This is a genomic window from Enterobacter sp. C4G1 (genome assembly GCF_052886895.1).
Genome location: NZ_JBQVVV010000001.1, coordinates 2452348 through 2464313 on the forward strand (window position 1 = coordinate 2452348; position 11966 = coordinate 2464313).

The 11966-nt window shown below is 54.5% G+C and carries 12 protein-coding genes; 8 read left to right on the forward strand and 4 right to left on the reverse strand.

Going from position 1 to position 11966, the window contains the following annotated elements; all coding sequences use genetic code 11:
* Positions 1-117 precede the first annotated feature (117 nt).
* On the reverse strand, positions 118-1590 hold the full coding sequence (gene modF, locus ACT9TW_RS11800; RefSeq protein ID WP_446492446.1) for a molybdate ABC transporter ATP-binding protein ModF: 1473 nt from the start codon (positions 1588-1590) through the stop codon (positions 118-120).
* Between the two features lie 67 nt (positions 1591-1657).
* A complete protein-coding gene (gene modE / locus ACT9TW_RS11805) occupies positions 1658-2446 on the reverse strand; it encodes a molybdenum-dependent transcriptional regulator (protein ID WP_446492447.1) in 789 nt (262 codons plus the stop codon).
* A 127-nt stretch (positions 2447-2573) separates the two neighbouring features.
* Here modE and ACT9TW_RS11810 point away from each other — a divergent pair, with 127 nt between their 5' ends.
* The 4 genes from ACT9TW_RS11810 to modC all read left to right on the forward strand — a co-directional run bounded on the left by ACT9TW_RS11810 (position 2574) and on the right by modC (position 5425).
* Entirely contained in the window at positions 2574-2723 is a 150-nt protein-coding gene (locus ACT9TW_RS11810) for an AcrZ family multidrug efflux pump-associated protein (protein WP_014069405.1), read from the forward strand.
* A gap of 178 nt (positions 2724-2901) precedes the next feature.
* Positions 2902-3675, forward strand: a complete 774-nt coding sequence (gene modA, locus ACT9TW_RS11815; RefSeq protein ID WP_446492448.1) for a molybdate ABC transporter substrate-binding protein — start codon at positions 2902-2904, stop codon at positions 3673-3675.
* Positions 3675-4364, forward strand: coding sequence for a molybdate ABC transporter permease subunit (gene modB / locus ACT9TW_RS11820; RefSeq protein WP_315688134.1), 690 nt, complete (start codon positions 3675-3677; stop codon positions 4362-4364). The genes modA and modB overlap by 1 nt, the downstream gene beginning before the upstream one ends.
* Before the next feature lie 2 nt (positions 4365-4366).
* Complete coding sequence (modC, locus tag ACT9TW_RS11825; RefSeq protein WP_446492449.1) at positions 4367-5425, forward strand: molybdenum ABC transporter ATP-binding protein ModC; 1059 nt, start codon at positions 4367-4369, stop codon at positions 5423-5425.
* Here the strand turns inward: modC and ACT9TW_RS11830 are convergent, their stop codons facing one another.
* Positions 5426-6244 carry a pyridoxal phosphatase gene (locus ACT9TW_RS11830; protein WP_182060079.1) on the reverse strand — a complete coding sequence of 273 codons (819 nt, stop codon included), beginning with the start codon at positions 6242-6244 and terminating at the stop codon, positions 5426-5428. It abuts the gene before it with no gap.
* A gap of 140 nt (positions 6245-6384) precedes the next feature.
* Here ACT9TW_RS11830 and pgl point away from each other — a divergent pair, with 140 nt between their 5' ends.
* Positions 6385-7380, forward strand: a complete 996-nt coding sequence (gene pgl, locus ACT9TW_RS11835; protein WP_182060080.1) for a 6-phosphogluconolactonase — start codon at positions 6385-6387, stop codon at positions 7378-7380.
* Positions 7381-7481: 101 nt separating this feature from the next.
* Here the strand turns inward: pgl and ACT9TW_RS11840 are convergent, their stop codons facing one another.
* A complete protein-coding gene (locus ACT9TW_RS11840) occupies positions 7482-8765 on the reverse strand; it encodes a putative acyl-CoA thioester hydrolase (protein ID WP_446492450.1) in 1284 nt (427 codons plus the stop codon).
* 224 nt (positions 8766-8989) lie between these two features.
* On the opposite strand from ACT9TW_RS11840, the gene hutI reads away from it, so the two are divergent.
* From hutI to ACT9TW_RS11855, 3 genes are read left to right on the forward strand one after another with little or no spacing between them, the layout of a single operon-like run.
* Positions 8990-10213, forward strand: a complete 1224-nt coding sequence (gene hutI, locus ACT9TW_RS11845) for an imidazolonepropionase (RefSeq protein ID WP_446492451.1) — start codon at positions 8990-8992, stop codon at positions 10211-10213.
* On the forward strand, positions 10210-11148 hold the full coding sequence (gene hutG / locus ACT9TW_RS11850) for a formimidoylglutamase (protein ID WP_446492452.1): 939 nt from the start codon (positions 10210-10212) through the stop codon (positions 11146-11148). Before hutI ends, hutG begins: the two co-directional genes overlap by 4 nt.
* A gap of 19 nt (positions 11149-11167) precedes the next feature.
* Positions 11168-11902 carry a histidine utilization repressor gene (locus tag ACT9TW_RS11855; RefSeq protein ID WP_182060084.1) on the forward strand — a complete coding sequence of 245 codons (735 nt, stop codon included), beginning with the start codon at positions 11168-11170 and terminating at the stop codon, positions 11900-11902.
* Positions 11903-11966 lie beyond the last annotated feature (64 nt).

The window sequence follows — 11966 nt, forward strand, 5'->3', positions numbered from 1 at the left end:
AATCGTTTACACTAATCATCGCACCTTAATTTTGAATGGACGGTAGCATTCTAGATCAAAGAGATAACGTTGTAATGTTGCAGGTAATCTGAAAAGCGGGGGCAGAGCCCCCTTTGATTAATCGATTTTGCTCAGGAGATAGCGATAGCACTCACCATCCGGGATGAATTCCAGGCGGTGGGTAATGCAGGAAGGGGCATCTTCGGCATGATGTGAAACAAACAACAGCTGGGTTTCACCTTCCCCGATCAGAACATCCACAAAGCGTCTAATCAACTGGCGATTGAGCGGATCAAGCCCCTGGAGCGGTTCGTCGAGAATCAACAAAGTTGGGTGTTTCACCAGCGCACGGACGATAAGCGCCAGCCGCTGCTGCCCCCACGACAGGCTATGAAACGGCGCGTCAGCGACCCTGTTATCCATACCCAGAATATCCAGCCACTGTTGCGCCAGCTTATGCTGTTTGTCCGAAACCGCCTGATAAATGCCGATGGAATCGAAGAACCCCGACAAAATGACGTTACGCACCGTAGTACTGACACGGTAGTCCAGATGCAAACTACTACTAACGTAGCCAATATGCTTTTTGATGTCCCAGATGGTTTCGCCGCTTCCGCGACGACGGCCAAACAGGGTGAGATCGTTACTGTAACCCTGCGGATGATCGCCGGTTATCAGGCTCAGTAGCGTCGATTTCCCCGCTCCGTTAGGGCCCGTAATCTGCCAGTGATCGCCTGGGTTTACTGTCCAGCTCAGCTGGTTAAGGATAGGGCGATCGTTATAAGAAACCACACCGTTATGTAATACAATGCGCGGCTGGTGGGGATCTAAGCCGTGGCGGGCAGAAGGGGCGTCGGGCTCCGGAAGCGAAATACCGTCCAGTTTTTCACTGTGCGCCAGCTGCGCAATCAGGGCCTGTTTCAGTAATGCGGCTTTTTCACCGGTTTCGGTCAGGCTACAGTCGGCTAAGACCCCGGCATGCTGCACAAAATCCGGGATTTCATCAAAGCGGTTAAGCACCAGAACCAGGGTGTAACCTTGCTGATTGAGCTTTTCCAGCAGGGCTGCCAGCTGGGCACGGGATTGCACATCCAGCCCGTCGAAGGGCTCATCCAGGATCAGCAGTTCCGGTTCACTCATCAGCGCCTGGCAGAGCAGCGTTTTTCGCGTCTCGCCGGTTGAAAGATATTTAAAGCGTCTGTCCAGGAGGGTGGTGATGCCGAATTGTTCGGCCAGATGCTGGCAGCGTGCGCTGTCTTTTATTTCATCCTGGATTATTTCTGCCGTGGTGCGACCGGTATCTTCTTCACCAGGGCTGAGTAAGTCGGTGTTGTTACGTTGCCACTCATCGCTGACCAGCTTTTGCAGTTGCTCAAACGAGAGGCGAGTCAGGCGTGTAAAACCGCACTGACGCTCACCTTTAAGCTGAGTTAGCTCGCCTGCCAGCGCGCGCGCCAGGGCGGATTTACCGCTACCGTTTGTGCCGACAAAGGCCCAGCTTTCACCTGCGCGTAACGTTAAATCAGGAAGCGCCAGCGTTCGGGTATCGCTAAGACGAAACGTGCCTTGCGAAATATGCAATGATGACATGATTTATCCCATTTTTTGCAGCAATAAGCGTCAGGGATACGCACAGTCGGCACGCTTGTCAATGCGCTTAGCATAATGTGGCGATAATCACCCGGTCTGCGTTGAAATATGCGGTGACGACAGCACCTTCTTCTAACTCATCTGCGTCGATGACCGGCACCGTGGCACACAGAATTTGCCCATCCGGTAACGTCATGAGCACCTCACACTGCTCCTCGCCGCGTTCAATGTGGCTGATTGCGCCGTGCAGTTGGTTATCGGCGCGTTTTGCCTGGTCAGGGTCGCGCGTGATGCTGACCCAGGGAGCTTTCAGTAACACCAGAACTTCTTTGCCTTCATCCAGCCCGAGACGCTCTCCGCTTTGCGCGGTGATGGCCGCTTTCAGACGCGTAGCGCCGTCAGCCAGCAGGATCTCGATATGCTGCTGTACCTGCGAGTTGTCCCTGGCCGTGACGGTACCAAACCACTGGTTGCGGGCACTGGTCTGGAGCGAAAAACGGGAAATGGCGGCCAACAGGCTGTCCAGCGGTACGTTGTCGTCGTCGCTTAAGACATCAAACGCTTTTTGCTGTATCTGCGCCAGCAGATCGTAAAGCTGAATCAGACGCTGACCGTAGCGAGTCAGTACCGCTCCGCCACCGCCCTTACCGCCGGTTGCTCTGTCGACCAGCGCCTGCTCGCTCAGGGTGTTCATCTCATTGATGGCATCCCAGGCGCTTTTGTAGCTGATGCCAGCGTTTTTTGCCCCCTGGCTAATTGAGCCAGTTTGCTCTATTTGTTTAAGCAGGGCGATACGTCGCGGATCGGCGAAAAGCTTCTGCTGAAGTCGTAGGGTGAGGAGAATTTCGGCCTGCATAACAATGTCCTGGCAAAAAGTGTATTGTGACCCAAATGCCCCTGCGGGCAAAGTGCACCGCACAAAAGGGGATGTTTTTCTCACTTGAAAGGGTAGAATAAGCCGTTCACAATGTCTGGAGAAAACCATGTTAGAGTTGTTGAAAAGTCTGGTATTCGCCGTGATCATGGTACCAGTAGTGATGGCTCTCATCCTCGGTGCTATCTACGGCCTGGGTGAAGTGTTCAACGTGTTTTCGAACATCGGTCATAAAGACCAGCCTAAAAAGCAGCATTGATTCCCTACAAAACGCCCGGTCAGTCCGGGCGTTTTGCTCTCAAGTTTCTTCCTTTCACGCCGATATTATTCACAACATCGGTTGAGTTTACTCATTAATCGGTACGATTTATCGCTAGGATATCCCTACAGTTGTCGTTATATTCATGTGTATATAACGAAACTCACAGGAGCTACAGATGGCACGTACATGGTTACGCCTTTTTGCAGGGGCAACACTGACACTTTCTCTGGCGGGTCACGCACTGGCTGAAGACGGTAAAATCACGGTCTTTGCAGCGGCGTCTCTGACTAACGCTATGCAGGATATTGCAGCGGAATACAAAAAAGAGAAGAACGTTGAGGTTGTCTCCTCTTTTGCATCCTCTTCTACGCTGGCGCGCCAGATTGAAGCCGGTGCGCCTGCCGATCTGTTCATTTCTGCTGACCAGAAATGGATGGACTACGCGGCAGAGAAAAAATCTATCGATACGGCAACCCGTGCAACTTTGCTGGGTAACAGCCTGGTTGTTGTGGCACCAAAGGCCAGCGCGCAGGCTGAAATCGCCATCAACAAAGAGACAGACTGGACTCACCTTTTGAACGGTGGCCGTCTGGCGGTGGGCGATCCTGAGCACGTACCTGCGGGTATTTATGCGAAAGAAGCCCTGCAAAAACTGGGCGCGTGGGAGGCGTTATCCCCTAAACTGGCACCGGCGGAAGACGTGCGCGGCGCACTGGCGCTGGTTGAACGCAACGAAGCACCGCTGGGTATTGTTTACGGCTCTGATGCTGTGGTCAGCAAAGGTGTAAAAGTGGTTGGTACGTTCCCGGAAGATTCCCACAAGAAAGTGGAATATCCTGTTGCTGTGGTTGATGGACATAAAAATGCGACAGTCAGCGCCTTCTACGACTACCTGAAGGGCCCGCAGGCGTCTGCAATCTTTAAACGTTACGGATTTACGACTCACTAATGATATTGACCGATCCTGAATGGCAGGCCGTGCTGCTGAGCCTTAAAGTCTCTTCCCTGGCCGTTGTGCTGAGTTTGCCTTTTGGGATCTTCTTTGCCTGGTTACTGGTTCGCTGTAAGTTTCCAGGCAAAGCCCTGCTCGACAGTATTCTTCATCTTCCTCTCGTTTTACCCCCGGTTGTGGTGGGTTACCTGTTGCTGATTGCGATGGGGCGGCGCGGTTTTATCGGTGAAAGGCTCTATGACTGGTTTGGCCTGACGTTTGCGTTTAGCTGGCGCGGGGCGGTACTGGCGGCGGCAGTGATGTCCTTCCCGCTGATGGTGCGGGCGATCCGCCTGGCGCTGGAAGGTGTTGACCTCAAACTTGAACAGGCGGCACGTACGTTAGGCGCAGGGCGCTGGCGCGTGTTTCTGACCATTACCTTACCGCTCACGCTGCCGGGCATTATCGTCGGTACCGTGCTGGCCTTTGCCCGTTCACTGGGCGAGTTCGGGGCGACCATTACTTTTGTGTCAAACATTCCGGGCGAAACGCGCACCATTCCATCGGCTATGTATACCCTTATTCAGACGCCTGGCGGTGAAAACGCGGCGGCAAGGCTTTGTATTATCTCTATTGTTCTGGCGCTGGTTTCACTGCTGGTTTCAGAATGGCTGGCGCGCATCAGCCGTGAACGGATGGGGAAATAACCATGCTGGAGCTGAATTTCAGCCAGACGCTTGGCGACCATTGTCTGACGCTGAACGAAACCCTGCCGGCGAGCGGCATTACGGCTATTTTTGGCGTCTCTGGCGCGGGGAAAACCTCGCTGATTAACGCCATTAGCGGTCTGACTCGCCCTCAGTCAGGTCGTATCGTATTGAATAAGCGCGTCTTAAATGACGTGGAGAACAAAATTTACCTGTCACCGGATAAACGGCGCATCGGTTACGTTTTCCAGGATGCAAGGTTATTCCCGCACTACAGCGTGCGCGGTAATCTGCGTTACGGCATGGCGAAAAGCATGGCCGGGCAGTTTGATAAGCTCGTTGCGTTGTTGGGCATTGAACAACTGCTCGACCGCCTTCCGTCTTCGCTTTCTGGCGGTGAGAAGCAGCGTGTTGCCATTGGCCGTGCATTACTGACCGCACCGGAGCTGTTGTTGCTGGATGAGCCGCTGGCATCGCTGGATATCCCGCGTAAGCGCGAACTGCTGCCGTATCTGCAACGCCTGGCCCGCGAAATTAATATCCCGATGCTCTACGTCAGCCATTCGCTTGATGAAATTCTGCATCTGGCAGACAAAGTGCTGGTGCTGGAAAACGGCAACGTGAAAGCGTTCGGCAATCTGGAAGAGGTGTGGGGCAGTAGCGTTATGCATCCGTGGCTGCCGAAAGAGCAACAGAGCAGTATCCTGAAGGTCAGTGTGCTGGAGCATCATCCGCACTACGCAATGACCGCGCTGGCGCTCGGCGATCAGCATTTGTGGGTCAATAGGATTGATAAACCGCTTCAGTCTGCGTTGCGTATTCGCATTCAGGCCTCGGATGTCTCTCTGGTGCTGCAACCACCTCTGCAAACCAGCATTCGTAATATTCTGCGCGCCAAAGTGGCTCAGTGTTTTGATGATAACGGCCAGGTGGAAGTGCAGCTCGAGGTTGGCAGCAAAACGCTGTGGGCGCGTATCAGCCCGTGGGCCAGAGATGAGTTGGGGATCAAACCTGGCCTGTGGCTTTACGCGCAAATCAAGAGTGTCTCGATCACCACCTGATCACAGCAGGTGGGTATAGATATACTGCGCAATGCTGTCGGTGGTATTGTCGCCAATTACCACGTTGGCGCGTGCTTTAATGGCATCATCGGCATTGCCCATCGCCACGCCGGTGCCTGCGGCTTCCAGCATACTGATGTCGTTATAGTTGTCACCAAAGGCAATCACGTTCTGCATTGACCAGCCCTGAGACTCCACATACTGCGTCAGACGTTTGCCTTTGCTGTTGCCTTTGCGGGCAATATCCACCTGATCGTGCCATGACCATTCGCATTCCAGACCGAGCGTCTGCTCGACGTGTTTTGCAAAGCCGTTCAGTTTGGTGGTGTCTTCGTCCGTCAGGGCGAATTTCCAGATAGCGTCAACATCCGCAGCCGCCTGGCGCAAAGAGGCAACCTGAGTAAAGACCGGACGCTGTGCTTCAGGCAACGATAACGCCCAGTTGCTGGTACGGATAACGTGGCCTGTTGGGCGTTCATACACCATCGCGTTATCTACATACATCAGGCCATGAATGTTGTGTTCATCCAGCAGATCAATCAATTGCAGCGCCTGAGGAACAGGCAGTGGATCAGACTCCAGAACCTTTTTTGCCTGATAATCATACAAATAAGTGCCATTACAACAAATTGCAGGTGTATCTAACGCCAGTGCCTGATAAAAAGGATGAATGGCAACGTGATGTCGACCCGTTACGATCAGGAGTTGATATCCCGCTTCTTTTGCACGCTTTAGCGCATCGAGAGAAGAGGGCAGCAGGGTTTTTTGAGGGGTAAGCAGTGTACCGTCTAAATCCAGTGCAATCACACGCGAGGTCATTTGTTCTTCCGGGTTAATATTGAATTTAAGGTCTTAGGGGATGGTACACCGAGTGAAGATCGCTGCAAAATTCCTGGCTAAAATTCAGCATTCACCGTTAAAAATAATCACTTTCACGCGCAGTGAGGAAAGGAGTATTCATGAAACAAACCGTTTATACCGCCAGTCCTGAAAGCCAGCAGATCCATGTCTGGCGTTTGAATGCAGAAGGTTCACTCACGCTGGTTCAGGTTGTTGATGTTCCCGGACAAGTTCAGCCGATGGTCGTCAGCCCGGATAAACGTTTTCTCTATGTTGGCGTGCGCCCTGAATTTCGCGTACTGGCTTACCGCATCGCCCCGGATGATGGCGCACTGACCTTCACCGCCGAAGCTCCGCTGCCGGGTAGCCCAACCCATATTTCGACCGATCACAAAGGCAACTTCGTGTTCAGCGGCTCCTATAACTCCGGCTGCGTCAGCGTGACGCGTCTGGAAGATGGCATCCCGGTTGAAACTGTCGATGTGGTCGAAGGGCTGGAAGGGTGCCACTCTGCCAATATCACCCCGGACAACCGCACGCTGTGGGTTCCTGCGCTGAAGCAGGATCGCATTTGCTTGTTTACCCTGAGTGACGATGGTCACCTGGTTACGCAAAACCCGGCTGAAGTGACGACCGTTGAGGGCGCAGGCCCACGTCACATGGTGTTCCATCCCAATCAACAGTACGCCTATGTGGTGAACGAGCTGAACAGTTCTGTGGATGTGTGGGAGCTGAAAGATCCAAACGGCGAGATTGAGTGCGTACAGACACTGGATATGATGCCGTCAGACTTCTCCGACACTCGCTGGGCTGCGGATATCCACATTACACCGGATGGCCGTCATCTCTACGCCTGTGACCGCACCTCAAGCCTGATTACCGTGTTCAGCATCTCTGAAGACGGCAGCGTGCTGGCGATTGAAGGCTTCCAGCCAACGGAAACCCAGCCACGCGGTTTTAATATCGACCACAGCGGGAAATACCTGATTGCGGCGGGACAAAAATCCCATCACATTGCGCTGTATGAAATCAAAGGTGAGCAGGGCTTGCTGGAAGAGAAGGGGCGTTATGCCGTAGGCCAGGGGCCAATGTGGGTTGTCGTTAACGCGCACTAAGCGGTGTAAAACAAAAAACCTCGCCGATGCGAGGTTTTTTTATGCCCAGTGAATGGGTTTCGTAGGCCGGGTAAGGCGAAGCCGCCACCCGGCAAAACAGATTACTGCTTCGGCTCTGCAACCACTTTGCTACCCAGACCGCGGTTGTTGTATTCCCACATGCGGTTGAAGTTAGCGTCGTTCAGGTTGCGCTGCACGTTGCCTTTATCATCCACAGCACCGGTGTTGCCGGAGAATGGACGTTTAGACACTGCGGCGTCTGCCCACGGTTTTGCCGTGTTGAAACCTTCGTTGATCACGCTGTCGCGGATAACAACCTGGCCGTTGGTGGCAGAGTCCACATCCAGAGAGCGACCCAACTGCGCAACGGCATTACCGGACGCGGTGAAGCGGCTGTTCACCGCCAGGAAGCCGTAGAACAGGCTGGACTGTGTTGCCGGCGCGAACACATAACCTTCCTGCTGTGTACGGGAGTTCACTACGCGGAATTCAGTGTTATTAAACACCACGGCGCCACGACCAGAAACGAGGTCTACATCGCCTTCAACGTAGCTGTTGGTGACCAGAGTACGGGTCAGACGGTTATTCACAATCGCGTTCTGTACACCGCTGTTGGTCACGAAGAAGGTGTTCTGACGACCCAGAATGTTCACGTTATTAATCTGAACCTGATCGCCATCACTGCGCAGTGCAACCGCCTGATGAGTACCTGCGTCCACGCTATCACCCAGGGTGTTTTGAATGGTCAGGTTCTGCAACTGAAGGCCGTTGTTCTGCGACCAGAATACCGCAGAGCACATCATACCCACGGTCGCGGTACGTTTGCTCTGGCAGTTATCGAACATATACCATGCAGGTTTGCCAGGCATATATTTCCCGGCCGGGTTCACCAGACGACGCCAGGTGTTGCTGTCGATTTCGGAGTCAATCGCCAGACCAATTTTCACGTCGACGGCTTTTTCACCCGTACCGTACAAGGTAATGCTGCCTGGCGCGGCAGGCACGTACACGGTGCCTTCGTATTCGCCTGGCAGGATCGCGATGTACTGGCGGGATGCGCTGTGTTTGGTGATTGCTGCGTCAACCGCTGCCTGAATAGAGGTGTGCGTGACACCCTGCGTACCTGCCGGGCCGACGACGAAGTCAGGCTGCTTAGGCAGGTTGATTGAAGACGGGCTCCACGGTGCCCCATTTGGGTCCATTGCCGTGAAGTAACGCGCCTGGCTGAAGTTTTTCGCTTCATCAGCAGACAGTACCGGACGAGATGCGGTGCCCGGTGCAACCTGCTCAGAAGGCTGCTGGTCCGGTGGGGTTGAGCTACATGCGGATAATGTCACGCCAAAGGCAAGTGCTAACGCCAGACGGGAAATCCTGGAAATGTTCAAGGTAAAGCTCCTGGGTATGCAAGTCTTAACGAGATAGACGAAATAGCCTGCTTTTTTATACTAAGTTGAGCGAAACGGGAAGTTTAAATGGTAAAAAGTTGCATTTTTCGCCCAGCGGATGCGGGAAAGTAATCACAAATAAATAACATTTTCCGTAAAGGCGGTTGACAGCGGCAAACAGATGAAAATAAATGTCTATACAACCCATGACAAGTGGAAGCCCCATGCAGCAGCTCTATCCCGACGATGTTATCTGGCGTAATGCGCGACTGGCGACAATGGATCCCGACCATCCCGCCCCTTATGGACTGACTGAACACTCTGCGCTGGTGGTCCGCGGCCGGACGATCCTGGCCGTGATCCCCGAAGCAGACATCCCTCACGGGCACGCTAACAGCAAGGATTTAGCGGGAAGGCTGGTTACGCCGGGGCTTATCGACTGCCATACCCATCTGGTATTTGGCGGCGATCGCGCGGCGGAATGGGAGCAGCGGTTAAACGGTGTCTCTTATCAGACCATAAGCGCACAGGGCGGCGGGATTAACGCCACCGTGACCGCAACCCGCAACAGCACCCCGGAAGCGTTACTGACCCTTGCACAGCAGCGCCTGCAACGGCTGATGAATGAAGGCGTGACAACCCTTGAAATCAAGTCAGGATACGGTCTGAATGCCGAAGCCGAAGAGAAAATGTTGCAGGTGGCGCGCCAGCTCGGCCATGAAAATCCGGTGGAAATTAGCCCGACGCTGCTTGCGGCTCATGCGGTGCCCGCGGAATACCGCCACGACCCGGATGCCTATCTCACGCTGGTGTGCGAGCAGATAATGCCTGCCCTGTGGCAAAAAGGGTTGTTCGAATCGGTAGACGTTTTTTGTGAAAACGTCGGATTCACCCCAGCGCAAACCGAGCGGGTATTCCAGGCCGCGCTCGCGCTGGGTATTCCGGTGAAAGGGCATGTCGAGCAGCTTTCTAATCTGGGCGGCGCGGCGTTGGTCAGCCGTTACCAGGGGCTTTCCGCCGATCATATTGAATATCTTGATGAGGCCGGGGTTCAGGCGATGGCAGAAAGTGGCACGGTTGCAGTACTGCTACCCGGCGCTTTCTATTTCCTCCAGGAGCGCCAGCGCCCGCCGGTTGAACAGCTCAGAAAACAGGGCGTTGCTATGGCGGTCGCCACCGACTACAACCCCGGGACCAGCCCGTTTGCCAGCCTGCATCTGGCGATGAATATGGCCTGTGTCCAGTTTGGCCTGACCCCCGAAGAAGCCTGGGCTGGTGTGACGCGACATGCCGCATGCGCACTCGGACGTGGTGCAACACACGGGCAGTTAAAGGCAGGTTTTGTGGCTGACTTTATCGTCTGGGATGCTAAGCACCCTGTCGAAATGGTGTATGAACCTGGGCGTAACCCGCTGTATCAACGTATCTTTCGTGGGGAGGTAATATGACGTTATGGCGGCCCGTTTCTGAACAGGTCTGGCAGGGGCGGGATGACAGCGCAGAGGCCAGCAATGCCACACGCATTTTCCAGACCATCCGGCAGCAGGCGCAGTTTGCGCCCGAATCCTCAGGTATTGCGCTGCTGGGCTTCGGGTGTGATGAAGGCGTAAAACGCAACCACGGCAGACCGGGTGCCGTGCAGGCTCCCGATGTCCTGCGCAAAGCGCTGGCAAATATGGCCAGCCATCAGGGGCATGAGCGGCTTGTGGATATGGGCACGATTGATGTCGAGGGTGAAGCGCTTGAAGCCGCGCAGCGGGCGTTAAGCGATGCGGTTACAGCCAGCCAGCGTGCCGGGATGCATACGCTTGTTTTTGGCGGCGGACATGAAACCGCCTGGGCGCACGGGCGCGGCGTACTGGATGCCTTCCCGCATGAGCGTGTGGCCATTATTAACCTTGATGCCCATCTTGATCTGCGCAAGGCAGAACGTGCCACCTCCGGCACGCCGTTTCGTCAGCTTGCGCACTACTGTGCTGAACAGTCTCGCGCGTTTCAGTATGCCTGTTTTGGCGTAAGCCGGGCGGCAAATACTCAGGCGTTGTGGGATGAAGCCGAACGGTTGGACGTGACGCTGGTTGAAGATCTCCATTTCCGTCGCGACGCATTATCCGCGCTTGAGGCGGTTCTGGCCCGGGCAGACAGCGTTTATCTGACCATCGACCTTGATGTGTTGCCCGCCGGTGAGATGCCCGCCGTATCAGCCCCTGCGGCGTTAGGTATTCCTGCACTGGACTTGTTGCCGGTCATCGAACGCATCTGCCGCAGCGGAAAACTGCGGGCGGCAGATTTAGTTGAATTTAATCCACATTACGACCGGGACGGTCAGGGGGCGAAACTCGCCGCCCGTCTGGCCTGGCAAATTGCTCACTGGTGGGCATAACACAGGTTAAGGAGTCACCATGTTTTCACGCTCACCTCAGACCCAACCGAGCCCGCCTGCGCCGTTTTACGAAAAGGTGAAGCAGGCGATCAGCGAAAAAATTGCCAGCGGTGTATGGCGCCCGCACGACCGTATCCCGTCAGAGGCTGAGCTGGTGGCGCAGTTTGGTTTTAGCCGCATGACCATCAACCGCGCGCTGCGTGAGCTGACCGATGAAGGCTTGCTGGTGCGCCTGCAAGGGGTGGGGACCTTTGTGGCTGAACCAAAAGGACAATCGGCCCTGTTTGAAATCCGCAGTATTGCCGATGAGATTGCCGCGCGTAACCATCAGCACCATTGCGAAGTGCTGGTGCTTGAAGAGACCCAGGCCAGTGCCGAACAGGCTCTGGAGCTGAACGTCAAAGAGGGAACGCGGGTGTTCCATTCGATAATGGTTCACTTTGAAAATGACGTTCCAGTGCAGATTGAAGATCGCTGCGTCAACGCGCTGAGCGTGCCCGAATATCTTGAACAGGATTATACCCGCACCACACCGCACGCGTATCTGTCGCTGGTGGCACCGCTCACGGAAGGGGAGCATATCGTGGAAGCAGTGCGCGCTACACAGCAGGAGTGGGAACTGCTGCGGATTAAAGAACACGATCCCTGTCTGCTTATCCGCCGCCGCACCTGGTCATCGTCCCAGATAGTGTCACACGCCAGGCTGCTGTTCCCGGGTGATCGTTACCGGTTGCAGGGCCATTTTATGTCCTGAGGGTCATAAGAAGTAAAAGCGTGATAGCTAACTCAATATAACAAAATTGTATCTTTTTTGTTAA